At 66.8% G+C, this 18,391-nt stretch carries 17 protein-coding genes; 14 read left to right on the top strand and 3 right to left on the bottom strand.

The window, feature by feature from the left end; genetic code table 11:
* Nucleotides 1–11 precede the first annotated feature (11 nt).
* Entirely contained in the window at nt 12–767 is a 756-nt protein-coding gene (locus tag LRM40_RS12375; RefSeq protein ID WP_151123531.1) for a LuxR C-terminal-related transcriptional regulator, read from the bottom strand.
* A gap of 147 nt (nt 768–914) precedes the next feature.
* Between LRM40_RS12375 and surE the strand changes: the two genes are divergently transcribed.
* From surE to rlmD, 4 genes are all read left to right on the top strand, one after another.
* Nucleotides 915–1,694, top strand: coding sequence for a 5'/3'-nucleotidase SurE (gene surE, locus LRM40_RS12370; RefSeq protein WP_151123532.1), 780 nt, complete (start codon nt 915–917; stop codon nt 1,692–1,694).
* On the top strand, nt 1,691–2,512 hold the full coding sequence (locus LRM40_RS12365) for a protein-L-isoaspartate(D-aspartate) O-methyltransferase (RefSeq protein ID WP_375138558.1): 822 nt from the start codon (nt 1,691–1,693) through the stop codon (nt 2,510–2,512). The genes surE and LRM40_RS12365 overlap by 4 nt, the downstream gene beginning before the upstream one ends.
* A gap of 21 nt (nt 2,513–2,533) precedes the next feature.
* Nucleotides 2,534–3,391, top strand: a complete 858-nt coding sequence (locus LRM40_RS12360; RefSeq protein WP_151123533.1) for a peptidoglycan DD-metalloendopeptidase family protein — start codon at nt 2,534–2,536, stop codon at nt 3,389–3,391.
* Nucleotides 3,392–3,476: 85 nt separating this feature from the next.
* Nucleotides 3,477–4,832 (top strand): 23S rRNA (uracil(1939)-C(5))-methyltransferase RlmD, encoded by a 1,356-nt coding sequence (gene rlmD / locus LRM40_RS12355; RefSeq protein WP_151123534.1) that lies wholly within the window; start codon nt 3,477–3,479, stop codon nt 4,830–4,832.
* 76 nt (nt 4,833–4,908) lie between these two features.
* On the opposite strand, the gene LRM40_RS12350 is transcribed toward rlmD, so the two are convergent.
* A complete protein-coding gene (locus LRM40_RS12350) occupies nt 4,909–5,604 on the bottom strand; it encodes a Bax inhibitor-1/YccA family protein (RefSeq protein ID WP_151123535.1) in 696 nt (231 codons plus the stop codon).
* A 271-nt stretch (nt 5,605–5,875) separates the two neighbouring features.
* Between LRM40_RS12350 and LRM40_RS12345 the strand changes: the two genes are divergently transcribed.
* The 7 genes from LRM40_RS12345 to LRM40_RS12315 all read left to right on the top strand — a co-directional run bounded on the left by LRM40_RS12345 (nt 5,876) and on the right by LRM40_RS12315 (nt 14,183).
* Nucleotides 5,876–6,250, top strand: coding sequence for a post-PEP-CTERM-1 domain-containing protein (locus LRM40_RS12345; RefSeq protein WP_151123536.1), 375 nt, complete (start codon nt 5,876–5,878; stop codon nt 6,248–6,250).
* A complete protein-coding gene (locus LRM40_RS12340) occupies nt 6,243–7,694 on the top strand; it encodes a PA domain-containing protein (RefSeq protein WP_231067529.1) in 1,452 nt (483 codons plus the stop codon). Before LRM40_RS12345 ends, LRM40_RS12340 begins: the two co-directional genes overlap by 8 nt.
* 291 nt (nt 7,695–7,985) lie before the next feature.
* Nucleotides 7,986–9,158 (top strand): glutamine-hydrolyzing carbamoyl-phosphate synthase small subunit, encoded by a 1,173-nt coding sequence (gene carA / locus LRM40_RS12335; RefSeq protein WP_151123538.1) that lies wholly within the window; start codon nt 7,986–7,988, stop codon nt 9,156–9,158.
* Nucleotides 9,159–9,210: 52 nt separating this feature from the next.
* On the top strand, nt 9,211–9,840 hold the full coding sequence (gene leuE, locus LRM40_RS12330; protein WP_151123539.1) for a leucine efflux protein LeuE: 630 nt from the start codon (nt 9,211–9,213) through the stop codon (nt 9,838–9,840).
* 23 nt (nt 9,841–9,863) lie between these two features.
* Entirely contained in the window at nt 9,864–13,124 is a 3,261-nt protein-coding gene (carB, locus tag LRM40_RS12325) for a carbamoyl-phosphate synthase large subunit (RefSeq protein ID WP_151123540.1), read from the top strand.
* Between the two features lie 133 nt (nt 13,125–13,257).
* A complete protein-coding gene (gene greA, locus LRM40_RS12320) occupies nt 13,258–13,734 on the top strand; it encodes a transcription elongation factor GreA (RefSeq protein ID WP_022980810.1) in 477 nt (158 codons plus the stop codon).
* Between the two features lie 5 nt (nt 13,735–13,739).
* Complete coding sequence (locus LRM40_RS12315) at nt 13,740–14,183, top strand: DUF4149 domain-containing protein (protein ID WP_231067528.1); 444 nt, start codon at nt 13,740–13,742, stop codon at nt 14,181–14,183.
* A gap of 53 nt (nt 14,184–14,236) precedes the next feature.
* On the opposite strand, the gene LRM40_RS12310 is transcribed toward LRM40_RS12315, so the two are convergent.
* Complete coding sequence (locus LRM40_RS12310; protein ID WP_151123541.1) at nt 14,237–14,716, bottom strand: YhbY family RNA-binding protein; 480 nt, start codon at nt 14,714–14,716, stop codon at nt 14,237–14,239.
* Nucleotides 14,717–14,736: 20 nt separating this feature from the next.
* Between LRM40_RS12310 and LRM40_RS12305 the strand changes: the two genes are divergently transcribed.
* The 3 genes from LRM40_RS12305 (at nt 14,737) to folP (ending at nt 18,379) form a co-directional block, all read left to right on the top strand.
* On the top strand, nt 14,737–15,411 hold the full coding sequence (locus tag LRM40_RS12305) for an RlmE family RNA methyltransferase (protein ID WP_151123542.1): 675 nt from the start codon (nt 14,737–14,739) through the stop codon (nt 15,409–15,411).
* Nucleotides 15,412–15,577: 166 nt separating this feature from the next.
* Nucleotides 15,578–17,482 (top strand): ATP-dependent zinc metalloprotease FtsH, encoded by a 1,905-nt coding sequence (gene ftsH, locus LRM40_RS12300; RefSeq protein ID WP_151123543.1) that lies wholly within the window; start codon nt 15,578–15,580, stop codon nt 17,480–17,482.
* Nucleotides 17,483–17,542: 60 nt separating this feature from the next.
* Nucleotides 17,543–18,379 (top strand): dihydropteroate synthase, encoded by an 837-nt coding sequence (folP, locus tag LRM40_RS12295; protein ID WP_151123544.1) that lies wholly within the window; start codon nt 17,543–17,545, stop codon nt 18,377–18,379.
* Nucleotides 18,380–18,391: the final 12 nt, after the last annotated feature.

Genomic DNA, 18,391 nt, shown 5'->3' with positions numbered 1-18,391 from the left:
CCCGGCGCCGGTCAGACCAGACCCTGCTTGCTGGCCAGCACGGCGGCCTCGGCCCGGCTGGAGACGTTGAGCTTGCGGTAGATGGACTTGATGTGGTCGTTGACCGTGAACCACTTGATGCCCATCAGGTTCGCGATCTCCTTGATCGTGAAGCCCTTGCTGAGGTAGGTGAGCACCTCGATCTCGCGGGGCGTGAGGTGGGGCATCTCGACCTGGCGCTCGATCGGCACCGGGGCTTTGCCCGCGCTGCCATTGCTGGGCACGTTGGCGCTGAAGGAAACCGTCGCCGCAGGCGGCGGCTCCGCCGGCGCGGGGCCCGTGCCCAGGCGGAAGTGGGTCAGCAGCCGGCGGGCGATGGCGGGCGACAGCGGTGGTTGCCCCAGCACGATCTTGCGCAACTCATCCACCAGAACCTCGAACCGATCTTCCTTCAGCAGATAGCCGTCCGCGCCGCATTGCAAGGCCGGGAACAGGTGTTCGTCGTCCGAGTAGAGCGTGGTGACCACCTTGGTGGCGGGGTACTGGCGCAGCTCGTCGAGCAATTCCAGGCCGTTGCCGTCCGGCAGTTCCAGGTCCAGCAGCATCAGCTTGAACGGATCGGTACCGTGCAGGCCGCCGGGGCCGGTCAGGGCGATCTGCGCGCGAGCGGTCTCCAGGTCACCGGCTTCGGTGATGGTGATGGGGTCGCTGAAGCTCTCTTTGAGCACGCGGGAGAGGAATTCCCGTGCGACCGGGTTGTCTTCGAGGATCAACACCTTCACTGACATGGAACGACCTTTACAACCTCAGAACGGGAGGGCACGACTCACACATCCCCATGCTAGCAGTTCAATCTCCGGCTGCCGGGGCCCTTGTTCGTGGGATCTGCAGATTTCGTGCCGGGCCGGTGGGGCGCCTGCCTACAATCCGCCCGCATGAGAATCCTGATTGCCAATGATGACGGTTATCTGGCGCCCGGGCTGGCCGCGCTGGTGCAGGCCTGCCAGGGGCTGGGGCACATCGACGTGATCGCGCCGGAGCAGAACGCCAGCGGCACGTCCAATGCCCTGAGCCTGCATCGTCCGCTGTCGGTGTACGAAGCGGCTTCGCCTGCCCAGAAGGGGTTCCGTTACGTCAATGGCACGCCTTCGGACAGCGTGCACATCGCCCTGACCGGCCTGCTGCCCGAGCGACCGGACCTGGTGCTCTCCGGCATCAATCAGGGGGCCAACATGGGGGATGACACCCTGTATTCAGGCACGGTGGCCGCCGCCATGGAGGGCTATCTGTTCGGTGTCCCCGCCATCGCCTTCAGCCAGGTGGAAAAGGGGTGGACGCATCTGGACGCTGCCGCCCGCACGGCGCGGCGGGTGGTGGAATCGATCCTGCCCCTGCTGGCGCAGGAAGGCGCTGTCACGCCCTGGCTGCTCAACGTGAACATCCCGAACCGGCCCGACGCGGATGGCTTGCCCTGGTCCACCACCCGCCTCGGACGCCGGCATGCCAGTTCACCGGTGATCGCTCAGACCAACCCCCGGGGGGAGCCGATCTACTGGATCGGGCCGGCAGGCGACGCCCGCGAGGCCGGCGAAGGCACCGATTTCCACGCAGTGGCGCAGGGGCGGGTGTCCATCACGCCGCTGCAGGTGGATCTGACCGATCACGCCATGCTGTCCACCTGGCACCAGCGCTGGCCTCGGGTGGAGGGGGCGTGACGGCCGACCCGCGCCCCAAGGGGCGGTTCCCCGCAGCACTGAAGCCGGCGCCCGCGCGCACCACGGCACTGAAGGGGCCGCCCGAGCCCTTGCGTCCGCAGCGCCTGCTGGCCGAGGCGGCCCGCGATGCGCGGCGCATGACACCGGCCTCGGGCCTGGGGCTGGACACGCCCGCCATGCAGCGGCGCATGGTGGAGCGCCTGCGGCTGGATGGCGTGCACTGCGAGCCGGTGCTGCAGGCCATGCTGGCGGTGCCAAGGCATCATTTCGTCGACTCGGCCCTCGCGGCCCAGGCCTATGAGGACACCAGCCTGCCGATCGGGCTGGGTCAGACCATCTCCAAGCCTTCGGTGGTGGCCCGGATGATGGAATGGCTGTTCCTGGGCGCCAATGCCCGCCGCCAAGGCCATCTGGGCAAGGTGATGGAGATCGGCACTGGCTGCGGCTACCAGGCGGCCCTGCTGGCCCAGGTTGCGCGGCAGGTGACCTCCATCGAACGGCTGCAGCCGTTGCACGAGCTGGCCCGGCGCCAGTTGGCCCGGCAGTCGGCCATGCACATCCAGCTGCTTTACGGGGATGGCATGCTGGGTCACCCGCCCCGGGCGCCCTACGACAGCATCGTGTCCGCCGCGGGCGGGGAGGACGTTCCGCCGACCTGGCTGGCCCAGTTGGCCGTGGGCGGGCGGCTCGTGGCTCCCGCCAGATCACCCGACGGGCGAGGCCAGGTGTTGGTGGTCATCGACCGCACAGATCAGGGCTTCCATCGCACCGTGGGTGAGATGGTGCAGTTCGTCCCCTTAAAATCCGGGGTCTGTTGACCTCAGGGAAAAGCACACACCATGACTTTGTTCCGTGGGTACCGCAGGATGGCTCCGGCCGCCCTGCTGCTGCTGGCCGTGCTGGCCGGTTGCGCCTCCCCCAAGTACCAGGCCCCCGTCGAGGATCGCTCTGCGAGCCGCGCGGGCACGCACGCGCCTGCCGACGCTTCCAAACCGGCCGCTCCGGTGGAGGCCAAGCCCGGCACCTACATCGTCAAGCCCGGCGACACCCTGATGCGGATCTCGCTGGAGACCGGACAGGCCTGGCGTGACCTGGCCAAGTGGAACAACATCGACAACCCCAATGTGATCGAAGTGGGGCAGGTGCTGCGCGTGGTGCCCCCGGGCACCGAGCCGGGTGTGGCCTCGGCCAAGCCCCTGGCGCCGACCAAGGTCGAAACCAAGCCGCTGGATGGCAGCAAGCCGGCATCGGCCGCCTCCTCGGCCGCCTCGGCCGGTAGTGCGGCGACCGCTTCGGCGTCTCCGCAGGCGGCCGCCAAGGAGCCGGACGACGACATCGCCTGGGGCTGGCCCGCCGGTGGGCCGGTGATCGGTGGCTTCGACGAGAGCCGCAGCAAGGGACTGTCGATCGGCGGCAAGGCCGGGGATCCGGTCTACGCTGCGGCCGATGGCCGGGTGGTCTATGCGGGCAACACCCTGCGCGGCTACGGCAACCTCATCATCGTCAAGCACAACGCCAACTACCTCAGTGCCTATGCGCACAACCAGACGCTGCTGGTCAAGGAGGACCAGACGGTGCGCAAGGGCCAGAAGATCGCCGAGATGGGTGCCAGCGACTCGGACAAGGTGCAGTTGCACTTCGAGATCCGCAAGCAGGGCAAGCCGCTGGATCCGGCCAAGCTGCTGCCGCCGCGCTGAGCGCACACCGCCTGTCCGACGGCCGCCTCCGGGCGGCCGTTTTTGTTGGAGGGCCGATGGGGCCGGCACCGGGATAATGCAGGGCATGACACAGAAGGATGAATGGCTGAAGATCGAGTCGCTGGACATGGAGGCCCAAGGGGTCGCCCACAACAGCGAGGGCAAGGTCGTCTTCGTCGAGGGCGCGCTGCCCGGTGAAGAAGTTCAGGTCCAGGTCGGCAAGCGCAAGAACCAGTGGGAGCAGGCCAGCTACGTGGCGCTGCGCAAGGAGAGCGCCCAGCGCGTGCGCCCCGGCTGCCCGCACTTCGGCCTGCATGCCGGTGCCTGCGGGGGCTGCAAGATGCAGCATCTGGAGGCCTCGGCCCAGGTGGCCATCAAGCAGCGCGTGCTGGAGGACAACCTGGCCCACCTGGGCAAGGTCAAGCCCGAACGCATGCTGCGGCCCATCGAAGGGCCGACCTGGGGCTACCGCTTTCGTGCCCGCCTTTCGGTGCGCTACGTGGCCCGCAAGGAGACGGTGCTGGTGGGCTTCCACGAGCGCAAGTCCCGCTATGTGGCCGACATGAGTGTCTGCCCCGTGCTGCCGCCGCACGTCAGCGCGATGCTGGTGCCCTTGCGCGGGCTGATCGGGCGAATGCAGGCGCGCGACACCCTGCCGCAGATCGAATTGGCCATCGGCGACGGCGTGACCGCGCTGGTGCTGCGTCACCTCGAGCCCTTGTCCGACGGCGATCTGGCCCATCTGCGCGCTTTTGCTGCGGAGCATGGCGTGCAATGGTGGCTGCAACCCAAGGGGCCGGACACCGTGCATCTGCTGGACCACGATGGCCCCGAACTGGGCTACAGCCTGCCCGAATTCGGTCTGCGCATGCCCTTCAAGCCGACGGACTTCACGCAGGTCAACCACCAGATCAACACCGTGCTGGTGGGGCGGGCGCTGCGCCTGCTGGATGCCCAGCCGGATGAGCGGGTCATCGACTGGTTCTGCGGGCTGGGCAATTTCACGCTGCCCATCGCCACCCGGGCGCGGCAGGTGCTGGGGGTGGAGGGCAGCGAGGCCCTGGTCCAGCGCTCGCGCCAGAACGCCCAGCGCAATGGCCTGGCGGACAAGACGAGCTTCGAGGCCCGCAATCTGTTCGAGATCACGCCCGACGACCTGGTGGCCTTCGGACAAGCCGACAAATGGCTGGTGGATCCGCCGCGCGAGGGGGCCTTTGCCCTGGCCAAGGCCCTGGCGGATCTGCAGGCCGCGCCGCGGCCCGATTGGACGCCGCCGCGTCGCATCGTCTATGTCAGCTGCAACCCGGCCACCCTGGCCCGCGACGCCGGCCTGCTGGTGCATGTGGCCGGCTACCGATGTGCGGCGGCCGGCGCGGTGAACATGTTCCCGCACACCGCCCATGTCGAGAGCATGGCCGTCTTCGAACTGCCTGCGGCCTGACCGGCTGGAGTGGCCCGCTGCCGGGCATGAAAAAGGGGCTCCTCGGAGCCCCTTTTGTTCTATTGGCCGGAAGGCCTCATTCCCGGTCGCCGCCGAAGACGCCCAGCAGCATCAGCAGGTTCTGGAAGATGTTGTACAGATCCAGGTAGATGGCCAGGGTGGCGGTGATGTAGTTGGTCTCGCCGCCGTCGATGACGCGCTTGATGTCGAAGACCATGAAGGCCGAGAACACGGCGATGCACAGCACCGACAGCGTCAGCATCAGCGCGCTGGACTGCAGGAACACGTTGATGATGCCCGCGGCCAGGATGATCAGCGCGCCGACCATCAGGAACTTGCCCATGCCGGACAGGTCGCGCTTGATGGTGCTGGCCAGGGTGGCCATGCCCAGGAAGACCAGGGCGGTGCCGCCGAAGGCGGTCATGATCAACGTGGCGCCGTTCGAGAAGCCGAGCACGAAGGCCAGCAGCCGGGACAGCATCAGGCCCATGAAGAAGGTGAAGGCCAGCAGGAAGCCGACACCCGCCGCGCTGTTCTTGGTCTTTTCGATGGCGAACATCAGGCCGAAGGCGCCCACCATGAACACCACCAAGCTCATCACCGGTGACATGGCGGTGAAGATGCCGGTCTCCACGCCGATCCAGGCGCCCAGGACCGTGGGAACCAGCGACGCCGCCAGCAGCCAATAGGTGTTCCGCAACACCCGCTGGCGCTGCGACGCCAGCGAGCCTGTGCCGGCATAGCCGGTATAGGTTTGCAGGCTTTCGTTCATGAAACCTCCGATGGTTGAGTGGAAACAGGTCGAAACCGACCGTGTGGGGTGGACCCCGCTGTTGCAGTTTAGTTCCTCTGTGGCGCGGGGCCGTCGAAGCTGCCTTTGTTCGGGTGGTCAGGGTATCCCCGGAAGATGACGTGTTTCCCCCTAAAACGTGAGCGCGAAACCAAAGGGGGATGGCATTGAGGCCGCTCAGGGCGGCTCCTAGACTGGTCCGGTGACGCTGTCGTTACAAGGAGGAGTCTGAACGTCAGTTCAATTGTTGGCGGTGCGCAAGCCCTTGCTGGCGGCTTGCCTGCTGGTGCTTTGCGCAGCGGCTGCCGCCCAGGGGGAGGCCGAGGGCATGCGGGTGGCCAAGGATCCGGTCACGGGTCAGTGGCGTGCCGTGACGCCCGATGAGGCCAAGGTGCTGGGCGCGACCCCGGTGGGGACGGCGGCCCTGCGCGCTGCGGGTGGCAAATCGCTGCGCTCGCTGAGGGCGCCAGCCGCCAGGGGCGTGACCCTGGGGGCCGAGCACCTCTCGAGCATGCGGGTGGCCAAGGATGCGCGGGGGCATCTGGTCGAAGAGTGTGTCGAGGGCGATGAAGCCCCGATGGCCATGCCGACGAGCCAGGCGCAGCAGCGGGAGGCAGACGTTGAATAAGTCGTTCAAGCACAAGCGTGCACTGGCCCTGCTGGGCCTGAGCCTGGGCTGCGCCTTCAGCGCGCAGGCCGTCAAGATCAAGATCGTCAATGCGGACCCGCCGGGTGTGGGTTTCAATGACGCGACGCCGGTGGCGCCGGTGGGCGGCAACGAGGGAACGACGTTGGGCGCGCAGCGCATGAACGTCTATCTCAACGTGGCCAAGAAGTGGGCCAAGCACCTGCCCGAAGGCGGGCCGGACATCCTGATCAATGCCGACTGGCCGGCGCTGAGTTGCACGGCCACCAGCGCCACGCTGGGCTCGGCCGGTGCCAACAGCGTCTGGCGCGATTTTCCGAACGCCCCCTACCCGGGCACCTGGTACTCCGCCGCACTGGCCAACACCTTGGCGGGCGCGGATCTGGACGAAGGCACCGAACCCGAGATCAACTCCCACTTCAACGTCAATCTCGGTCAGACCGGGTGCCTGGATGGCACCAGCTTCTACCTGGGTCTGGACGGCAACGCGCCCGCCAACACCATCAACTTCGCCGTCGTGCTGATGCACGAGGTGGGGCATGGTCTGGGCTTCCAGGCGCTGACCAGCGGCAGCAGCGGGGCGCGCATCAGCGATGGCGTGAATGCCTATCCGGCGCAATGGGAACGGTGGATGTATGACAACACCACCGGCAAGACCTGGCTGGAGATGACCGATGCCGAGCGGAAGGCGTCTGCCATCAACGCCCGCAATCTGGTCTGGGTGGGAGCCAATGTGACGGCGGCCGTGCCCGAAGTGCTCAAGAAGGGGACCCCCGAGCTGCTGGTGAAGTCCACCGAGAACCCGGACCTTGTCGGCGCCTATCTGGTGGGGGCGGCAAGCTTCGGGCCCACGCTGGCCACCCGTGTGAAGGCGCCCATCGGCCGGGTGATCGATCAGGCGGATGGCAAGACGGGTCTGGCCTGCAATCCGCTGACGGGTGACAACGCCACCCTGGTGGCGGGGCGCATCGCGCTGGTGGATCGCGGTTCCTGCGCCTTCACCATCAAGGTGAAGAACGCCCAGGACGCCGGTGCCGTGGGGGTGATCGTGGCGGACAACACCGCTGGCGGGCCGCCGGCCGGCATGAGCGGCACGGATGCCTCCATCACCATCCCCTCGGTGCGCATCACCCTGGACGATGGCGCCAAGCTGAAGGCGGTCCTGATGGGCGACATGCGGCTGAGCGACAACGTCAAGGGCATCCTGCATGTCAACAAGGACCAGTATGCAGGCGCCGATGCCCAGGGTCGCGCGCTGCTGTACACGCCCAACCCCTATCAGTCCGGCTCGTCGGTGTCTCACTATGACACCATCGCCTTCCGCAACCTGCTGATGGAGCCCGCGATCAACAGCGACCTGCCGGTCTACCGGGTGACGCCGCCCAAGGACCTGACCCTGCCGCTGCTGCAGGACATCGGCTGGTGAACCTGCGCCCGCTCCAGCGATGGAGCGGGCTTGCAGAGCACAAGGCAAGGGGCGCGAGGTTTCTCGCGCCCTTTTTTTTGTGCCTGATTCCCGGTGTCTCGGAGGTGGCTTGCTCCCCTGAACGAGGGGGATGGGCTACAATAGACAGGTTTACCCTAAAACAAAGCCACCCAGCGAAACTCCGTTTCCGATCTGTCCTCGCCGAGCCCGGCACCCGTGTTCTCCGGACCTCGGAGGGCCCGTCGTGCGGTTCAGGTCACGGGCTGGGTGCGCGAAAACCGGAGTGTTCCCTTGCTGCCCGTCCTGCCCCCCGCAATCCTTGCACTCGCAGACGGCACGGTCTTTTCCGGCACCTCGATCGGCGCAGCCGGTCACACAGTGGGTGAGGTGGTGTTCAACACCGCGATCACCGGCTACCAGGAAATTCTCACCGACCCGAGCTATTGCCGGCAGATCGTGACCCTCACGTATCCGCACATCGGCAACTACGGCGTCAACGACGAGGATATCGAGGCGCCCAAAGTCCATGCCGCTGGCCTGATCATCAAGGACCTCCCGGTCCGACTGTCCAACTTCCGCGCCACGCGCTCGCTGCCGGAGTATCTGGCTGCCGAGGGCACGGTGGCCATCGCCGACATCGACACCCGCCGTCTGACCCGCGTGCTGCGCACCACCGGTGCCCAGAACGGCTGCATCATGACCTTTGCGGCCGGTCATGCGGTCTCCCAGGCCGACATCGACGAGGCCATCGCCCGCGCCAAGGCCGCGCCCAGCATGGCTGGTCAGGATCTGGCCAAGGTGGTGAGCGCCACCGCGCCTTTCGAGTGGACCGAGACCGAGTGGCGCCTGGCGGGCGAGGATGGCAAGCCCGGCTACGGCACCCAGACCCAGCCGCGCTTCCACGTGGTGGCCTATGACTTCGGTGTCAAGCGCAACATCCTGCGCATGCTGGCCGAGCGCGGCTGCCGTGTCACCGTGGTGCCGGCCCAGACGCCGGCCGCCGAGGTGCTCAAGCACCAGCCCGACGGCGTCTTCCTGTCCAACGGCCCCGGCGATCCGGAACCCTGCGACTACGCCATCGCCGCAGCCCGCGAACTGATCGAGTCTGGCGTGCCCACTTTCGGCATCTGCCTGGGTCACCAGATCATGGCCCTGGCCTCCGGGGCCAAGACCTTCAAGATGAAGTTCGGCCACCACGGCGCCAACCATCCGGTCAAGGACCTGGACAGCGGCCGCGTGTCGATCACCAGTCAGAACCACGGCTTCGCGGTGGATGCCGACTCGCTGCCCGCGAACCTGCGCCCCACCCATGTGAGCCTGTTTGACGGCACGCTGCAGGGCCTGGCCCGCACCGACAAGCCCGCGTTCTGCTTCCAGGGCCACCCGGAGGCCTCGCCCGGGCCGCATGACATCGGCTACCTGTTCGACCGCTTCATCGGCCTGATGGAGCAGAAGACCGCCTAAGGAGAGTGCGCTCCCGGCCGCCACGCGGCCCGGGGTGTCAGGACAGACGACCATGTTCGGCATCACCGACCCCCTGACCTACGTGCTCGGCGTGATCTTCATCGTGCTGCTGCCGGGGCCGAATTCGCTCTATGTGCTGTCCGTGGCCACCCGGCGCGGCGTGCGCGCGGGGGCTGCCGGCGCGGCGGGCGTGTTCCTGGGCGATTGGGTGCTGATGGGCCTGACCATCGCCGGGGCGGCCACCTTGCTGAAGGCCGCGCCGACCCTGTTCTGGGTCATCAAGTCGGTCGGTGCCGCCTATCTGTGCTGGATCGGGCTGCAGTTGCTGGTTTCCGCGTTGCGGCCGAAGGCAGACGCGGAGGACGAGGCTGCCCAGCCCGACCACCCCTTCAGCCGCGCCCTGGTCATCAGCCTGCTCAACCCCAAGGCCATCCTGTTCTACCTGTCCTTCTTCCTGCAGTTCGTCGATCCCGCCTACCCGCACCAGGCCCTGACCTTCCTGGCGCTGGGCGTGATCCTGCAATTCTTCAGCGTCCTCTACCTGACGGCGCTCATCCTGGTCGGTGCCCGCCTGGCGGCAGCCTTCCGTTCGCATCGCCGCGTCGCCAGCCTCACCCGCGGCAGCGTGGGCACCCTGTTCCTCGGCTTTGGCGCCAAGCTCGCCACCGCCAGCCTCGGTTGAGGCCCGACCCGACCTGACAAGCCATGCCAAAACGTACAGATCTCAAGAGCATCCTCATCATCGGCGCCGGCCCGATCATCATCGGCCAGGCCTGCGAGTTCGACTACTCGGGCGCCCAGGCCTGCAAGGCCCTGCGTGAGGAGGGCTACAAGGTCATCCTGGTCAACAGCAACCCGGCGACCATCATGACCGACCCGGCCACGGCCGACGTCACCTACATCGAGCCCATCACCTGGCAGGTGGTCGAGAAGATCATCGCCAAGGAGCGGCCCGACGCCATCCTGCCGACCATGGGCGGCCAGACGGCGCTGAACTGCGCGCTGGACCTGCACAAGCATGGCGTGCTGGACAAGTACAAGGTCGAGATGATCGGTGCCAACGAGCACGCCATCGAAAAGGCCGAGGACCGCCAGAAGTTCAAGAACGCGATGACCAAGATCGGCCTGGATTCGGCCAAGTCGGGCATCGCGCACACCCTGGAAGAGGCCTGGGCGGTGCAGAAGCGCATCCAGGCCGAGGTCGGCGGCACCGGCTTCCCGATGGTGATCCGCCCCAGCTTCACGCTGGGCGGCACCGGCGGTGGCATCGCCTACAACCCGGAAGAGTTCGAGGAGATCTGCAAGCGCGGCATCGACCTCTCGCCGACCAACGAGCTGCTGATCGAGGAATCGCTGATCGGCTGGAAGGAGTACGAGATGGAGGTCGTCCGCGACAAGGCGGACAACTGCATCATCGTCTGCTCCATCGAGAACCTGGACCCGATGGGCGTGCACACCGGTGACTCCATCACCGTCGCGCCGGCCCAGACGCTGACCGACAAGGAATACCAGCTGCTGCGCAACGCCTCGATCGCCATCCTGCGCGAGATCGGCGTGGACACCGGCGGTTCCAACGTGCAGTTCTCGATCAATCCGAACAACGGCCGGATGATCGTGATCGAGATGAACCCGCGCGTGTCGCGTTCGTCGGCCCTGGCCTCCAAGGCCACCGGCTTCCCGATCGCCAAGATCGCCGCCAAGCTGGCGGTGGGCTACACCCTGGACGAGCTGAAGAACGACATCACCGGCGGCATCACCCCGGCCTCGTTCGAACCCTCGATCGACTACGTGGTCACCAAGATCCCGCGTTTCGCCTTCGAGAAGTTCCCGGCGGCCGACCCCCACCTGACCACCCAGATGAAGTCGGTGGGCGAGGTGATGGCCATGGGCCGCACGTTCCAGGAGTCGTTCCAGAAGGCGCTGCGGGGTCTGGAGACCGGCATCGACGGCCTGACCGAGCGTTCCACCGACCGCGAGGAGATCGTCGAGGAGATCGGCGAGCCCGGTCCCGAGCGCATCCTGTTCGTGGGTGACGCCTTCCGCCTGGGCATGACCCTGGACGAGATCCACGAAGAGACCGCGATCGACCCCTGGTTCCTGGCCCAGATCGAGCAGATCATCCAGGCCGAGAAGGCCCTGGACGGCCGCGTGCTGGACAGCCTGAGCCGCGACGAGATGTTCTTCCTGAAGAAGAAGGGCTTCTCCGACAAGCGCCTGGCCAAGCTGCTGGGCACGCACCAGCACGAGGTGCGGGCCAAGCGCCACGCGCTGGGTGTGCGCCCGGTCTACAAGCGGGTGGACACCTGCGCCGGCGAATTCGCCACGCAGACGGCCTACATGTACTCCACCTATGACGAGGAGTGCGAGGCCAATCCTTCCACCAAGAAGAAGATCATGGTGCTGGGAGGCGGCCCGAACCGGATCGGTCAGGGCATCGAGTTCGATTACTGCTGCGTACATGCGGCGCTGGCGATGCGCGAGGACGGGTACGAGACCATCATGGTCAACTGCAACCCGGAAACCGTCTCGACCGACTACGACACCTCCGACCGCCTGTACTTCGAACCGGTCACGCTGGAAGACGTGCTGGAGATCGTCGACAAGGAGCAGCCGACCGGCGTGATCGTGCAGTACGGCGGCCAGACTCCGCTGAAGCTGGCGCTGGACCTGGAGCGCGCCGGCGTGCCCATCATCGGCACCTCGCCCGATTCCATCGACGTGGCCGAGGACCGCGAGCGCTTCCAGCAGTTGCTGCACACCCTGGGCCTGAAGCAGCCGCCCAACCGCACCGCGCGCACCGAAGAGGCCGCGCTGCTGCTGGCCAAGGAGATCGGCTACCCGCTGGTGGTGCGCCCCTCCTATGTGCTGGGCGGCCGGGCGATGGAAATCGTCCACGGCGACAAGGACCTGGAGCGCTACATGCGCGAGGCCGTGCGGGTGTCCGAAAAGTCCCCCGTGCTGCTGGACCGCTTCCTGGACGATGCGATCGAGGTCGATGTCGACTGCATCTCCGACGGCGAGTCCGTCATGATCGGCGGCATCATGGAGCACATCGAACAGGCGGGCGTCCACTCGGGGGACTCGGCCTGTTCGCTGCCCCCGTACTCGCTGCCGGCGGCTCTGCAGGACGAGCTGCGCCGCCAGACCGCCGCGATGGCCAAGGCCCTGAAGGTGATCGGCCTGATGAACGTGCAGTTCGCCATCCAGGGCGACGTGAACAGCGGCGAGGCCGTGGTCTACGTGCTGGAAGTGAACCCGCGCGCCTCGCGCACGGTGCCCTTCGTCTCCAAGGCCACCGGCCAGCAACTGGCCAAGATCGCCGCGCGCTGCATGGCCGGCCAGAAGCTGCCGGACCAGAAGGGCCTGAACGGCGAGCCGCCGCGCGAGGTCGTGCCGCCGTACTTCAGCGTCAAGGAAGCTGTCTTCCCCTTCAACAAGTTCCCGGGCGTAGACCCCATCCTGGGGCCTGAGATGCGCTCCACCGGTGAGGTGATGGGCGTGGCCTACACCTTCGGTGAAGCCATGCTCAAGAGCCAGCTGGGCGCCGGCAGCCGCCTGCCCAGCAAGGGCACCGTGGTGATCACCGTGAAGAACAACGACAAGGACCGGTCGGTGAAGATCGCCAGCGAGCTGGTCGACCTGGGCTTCAACGTGGTGGCGACCAAGGGCACGGCCGCCGCCATCGCCGCGGCCGGGGTGCCGGTCAAGGTGGTCAACAAGGTCAAGGACGGCCGGCCGCACATCGCCGACATGATCAAGGCCGGCGAGATCCAGCTGGTGTTCACCACCGTCGACGAAACCCGCACCGCGATCGCGGATTCCCGCTACATCCGCACCGCGGCGCTGGCCAACCGGGTGACCTACTACACCACCATGGCCGGCTGCGAGGCTGCCACCGAGGCCCTGAAGCACGGCAGCGACCTGCAGGTGCTGTCGCTGCAGGAACTGCACGCCAAGCTGGCCTGAGCCAGCCTGTGACAAACCCGCCCGGGCCCGGGCGGGTTGTGGTCTAGAATTTCCCCTCAGTAATCCGCCGCTCGCGCGTTGCCTCCTGGCCCGCGCCGCGGCGGATTCGTTTTGTCTGCCAAGGAGTGCCAGGATGGCTACCATTCCCCTGACCAAGCGCGGCGCGGAGAAGCTCAAGGAAGAGCTTCAGCGGCTCAAGACCGTCGAGCGCCAGGCCGTGATCCAGGCCATTGCCGAAGCCCGTGCGCAAGGCGACCTGTCCGAAAACGCCGAGTACGAGGCCGCCAAGGACAAGCAAGGCTTCATCGAAGGCCGCATCCTCGAGATCGAGGGCAAGTTGGCGGCCGCCCAGGTCATCGACCCCTCGTCGCTGGACGCGGGCGGGCGGGTCGTGTTCGGCTCGACCGTGGACCTGGAGGATGAGGACTCCGGTGCCGCCGTCACCTACCAGATCGTCGGTGACGACGAGGCCGATCTGAAGCTGGGCCTGATCTCGATCAGCTCGCCCATCGCCCGTGCCCTGATCGGCAAGGAAGCCGGTGACGTCGCCGAGGTGCATGCCCCGGGCGGCGTGCGCCATTACGAGATCGTCGGGGTCCGCTACCTGTGACGCCGGTGGCCCGCATCCTGGCCCTGCTGCCGGCCCTGTGGGCGGGTGTGCTGCTGTGCGTGGCCGGGCTGGCCACCCCGGCGCCCTTTGCGGTGCTGGACAAGGCGGCCGCCGGGCAGGTGGTGGGGCACATCTTTGCCCGTGAGGCCCCGTTGAGCCTGCTGCTGGGCATGGTGCTGCTGCTGGCGGCCCGCCGCAGCGCCCTGGCCCGGGCGGTGCGGGGGCTGGGCAGCCAGTTCAGCCTGGACATGGGGCTGGCGCTGGGCACGCTGGCCTGCACGGTGCTGGGCTATTACGTGCTGCAGCCGATGATGGAACTGGCCCGGCAGGGGCAGGGTGCGCTGAGCTTCGGTCAGCTGCACGGGCTGAGCTTCGGCCTGTTCGGGCTGAAGATCCTGCTGGTGCTGGTCATGGCCTGGCGTGTCGGGTCGTTGGCCCCCCAGCGCTGAGTTCAGGCATGAAAAAGGGGCCGACAGGCCCCTCGCGGTTCTCAATCCAGAGATCAGTCCTGGCTCTGTGCGCGCTTCTTGCTGCTGACGGTGCGCTTCTTCACCCGCTTGATGCTGCCCCCGGCGGTCACGCGTTCGTTGCCGAACACCTGGACCTTCTTGATGGTCGGGCGACCGGTGCCATTCTTCGGGAAGCTGACCAGCTTGACCGTGCGGGGGCCGGGCATGCGGTCCTCGCGTTCCGCGGCCTGCTTGACCGGCAGCGGCCGCCACAGCACCAGCAGCTTGCCGATGTGCTGCACGGGGGCGGCATTGAGTTCCTCGGCCAGCTGGGTCAGCATGGCTTCGCGGGCCGTGCGATCGTCGGAAAAGACCCGCACCTTGATCAGGCCGTGGGCCTTCAGGGCGGCATCGGTTTCCTTGACGATGGCAGGGGTGAGTCCGTCGGCACCGATCATGACGACCGGGTCGAGGTGATGGGCTTCGCCGCGCTTTTCCTTGCGGTCCGCGGGCGTCAGTTGAATCGCAGGCATCCTCGTATTATCCCTTCAACATGAAGACACAAACCAAGAGCAAGAAGGTCAACAAGGCCTGGCTGCATGACCATGTCACGGATCCCTATGTGCGCCTGGCACAGAAGGAGGGCTTCCGGGCCCGGGCCGCCTACAAGCTCAAGGAACTGGATGAGGCCTTTCATCTGGTGCGGCCGGGCCAGGTGGTGGTGGACCTGGGGGCGGCGCCAGGGGCCTGGAGCCAGTACCTGCGCCGCCGTTTTGCCCCCAAGCACGCCGGGGCCGGGGGGGCGGCGGTGGGCGAACTGGACGGCACCATCATCGCGCTGGACCTGCTGGATTTCGAGCCGATCGAGGGCGTGACCTTCATCCAGGGTGACTTTCGCGAGGACCAGGTCCTGAAGCAGCTGGAAGACGCCCTGGCCGGGCGCCCGGTGGACTTGGTTGTCTCGGACATGGCCCCCAACCTCTCGGGCATCGCCAGTGCCGATGCGGCCCGCATCGAGCATCTGGTCGAACTGGCGGTCGATTTCGCCCGCCAGCATCTGCGCCCCGAAGGAGCCCTGGTGGCCAAGGTGTTTCACGGTGGGGGGTACGATCCCTTGGTGCAGTTGTTCCGCCAGACGTTTCGTGTGGTCAAGGCGCACAAGCCCAAGTCGTCCCGCGACAAATCGGCCGAAACCTTTCTGGTGGGCTTGGGTCTGAAACGCACTTGAGTGGGTACCCGAGGGTTTTGCTCTGTCGAATAAGCACGGAGGATGGCCTTTGGTCAAGAGGGTCAGGCTCTTGAACGGACTAGAATCGACCCCATCTACGGTGAGAGAACCGTGCCGGACGACATGACGGGCGGCAGCGTGCAATGGATTTTCTGAAGGAGCCGCGGTGAACAATCAATGGATTTCCAAGATCGCCGTCTGGTTGGTGATCGCCCTGGTGCTTTTCACCGTGTTCAAGCAGTTCGACCGTGCCACCGTTCAGGGGCAGCAGGTCGGCTACTCGGAATTCCTGCAGGAAGTCCGTGACAAGAACATCAAGAGCGTGACCATCCAGGACGGGATGGGCAGCATCGACATCACCGCTGTCACGACCGACGGCAACAAGATCCGCACCACCGGCACCCTGCTGGACCGCGGCCTGACCGGTGACCTGATCAACAACGGCGTGAAGTTCGACGTCCGTCCTCGCGAAGAGCCCTCGCTGCTGACCAGCCTGCTGGTCTCCTGGGGCCCGATGCTGCTGCTGATCGGCGTCTGGATCTACTTCATGCGCCAGATGCAGGGTGGTGGCAAGGGCGGGGCCTTCAGCTTCGGCAAGTCCAAGGCCCGCATGCTGGACGAGGCCAACAACTCCACCACCTTCGCCGACGTGGCCGGCTGTGACGAGGCCAAGGAAGAGGTCAAGGAACTGGTCGACTTCCTGAAAGACCCGCAGAAGTTCCAGAAGCTGGGTGGCCGCATCCCCCGCGGCGTGCTGCTGGTCGGCCCCCCGGGCACCGGCAAGACCCTGCTGGCCAAGGCGATCGCCGGTGAGGCCAAGGTGCCGTTCTTCAGCATCTCGGGCTCTGACTTCGTGGAAATGTTCGTCGGCGTGGGCGCGGCCCGCGTGCGCGACATGTTCGAGCAGGCCAAGAAGAGCGCCCCCTGCATCATCTTCGTCGACGAAATCGACGCCGTGGGCCGCCACCGTGGTGCCGGCCTGGGCGGCGGCAATGACGAGCGCGAGCAGACCCTCAACCAGATGCTGGTCGAGATGGACGGCTTCGAGACCAATCTGGGCGTGATCGTGATGGCGGCCACCAACCGGCCGGACATCCTCGACCCCGCGCTGCTGCGTCCGGGCCGCTTCGACCGCCAGGTCTATGTGACCCTGCCGGACGTGCGGGGTCGCGAGCAGATCCTGAACGTGCACATGCGCAAGGTGCCGGTCGGGCAGGACATCCGGGCCGACATCCTGGCCCGCGGCACCCCGGGGTTCTCGGGTGCAGATCTGGCCAACCTGGTCAACGAGGCCGCCCTGTTCGCCGCGCGCCGCAACGGCCGCGTGGTCGAGATGGTCGACTTCGAGAAGGCCAAGGACAAGATCATGATGGGTCCCGAGCGGAAGTCCATGGTCATGCCCGAGGAAGAGCGCCGCAACACCGCCTACCACGAGGCCGGTCACGCCCTGGTGGCGCGCCTGCTGCCCAAGACCGACCCGGTGCACAAGGTCACGGTCATTCCCCGCGGCCGCGCCCTGGGCGTGACGATGCAGCTGCCCGAAGGCGACCGCTACAGCATGGACAAGGAGCGCATGCTCTCGACCATCTCGGTGCTGTTCGGGGGCCGGATCGCCGAAGAGGTCTTCATGAACCAGATGACCACCGGCGCCAGCAACGACTTCGAGCGCGCCACCCAGATCGCCCGCGACATGGTGACCCGCTACGGCATGACCGACGAGCTGGGACCCATGGTCTACGCCGAGAACGAGGGCGAGGTCTTCCTGGGCCGTTCGGTGACCAAGACCACCAGCATGTCCGAAGAGACCATGCGCAAGGTGGATTCGGTGATCCGCCGCATCATCGACGAGCAGTACGCCACCGCCCGCAAGCTGATCGAGGACAACCAGGACAAGATGCACGCAATGGCCAAGGCGCTGCTGGACTGGGAGACCATCGACGCCGAGCAGATCGAGGACATCATGTCCGGCAAGCCGCCGCGTCCGCCCAAGGACTGGACCTCGAGCAGCAACAAGACGGGCAGCGGCCCGACGCCGCCGGTCAACACCGACGGTGCGCCTGCCGCGGCCTGAGGCCGAATCCTTTCACCACCAACGGGGCCTGCGGGCCCCGTTGCCTGTTTCTGCTCCGTCATGTTCTGGCAGACCGCCCGCTTTCGCATCGATCTCACCCGTCCCCATGTGATGGGCATCGTCAACGCCACCCCGGACTCTTTTTCCGATGGCGGCCAGTTCTACCGACCGGAAGACGCTTGCGCACGGTGTGACGCCCTGGTGGCCGAGGGTGTGGACATCCTGGACATCGGGGGCGAGTCGACCCGACCGGGCTCGGTGGCCCCCGATTGGCGGGAGGAGCTGGCCCGGGTGTTGCCCGTGGTGCGTCACGCCGTGGGCCTGGGAGTGCCGGTCTCGGTCGACACCAGCCAGCCGGAAGTGATGGCCGAGGTGCTGGCCGCCGGTGCCGACATCATCAACGATGTGCGCTCGCTGGACCGGCCGGGGGCGCTGGACGCGGTTCGGCAGACGCCGCAGGCAGGGGTCTGTCTGATGCACCGCCAGGGCGAACCCGCCACCATGCAACAGGCGCCCCACTATGCGGATGTCACGGTCGAGGTGCAGGCAGACCTGGCACGACGGCTGGCCGATCTGGTCGCTGCCGGGGTGGCGGCAGAGCGGGTGGTGCTGGACCCGGGCTACGGCTTTGGCAAGACGGACGAACACAACCTCACCTTGCTGCGCGAGCAGCGGCGTCTGCTGGCGCTGGGGCGGCCCCTGCTGGCGGGCTGGTCACGCAAGCGCACGCTGGGGCAACTCACCGGCCGTCCGGTGCACCAGCGCCAGGCCGCCAGCGTGGCTGCCGCTCTGGCGGCCGTGACCCTGGGCGCACGCATCGTGCGCGTGCACGACGTGGCGGCCACGGTGGATGCCCTCAAGGTGTGGCAGGCCGCGGGCCTGTGCAAAGCCGTCTGAGATTTGGACAAA

Origin of the sequence: Ideonella dechloratans, from assembly GCF_021049305.1 — a bacterium.
GTDB lineage: Bacteria > Pseudomonadota > Gammaproteobacteria > Burkholderiales > Burkholderiaceae_C > Ideonella > Ideonella dechloratans.
The sequence above is the reverse complement of the archived record's forward strand: the minus strand, read 5'-3'. Positions and strand labels throughout refer to the sequence as shown.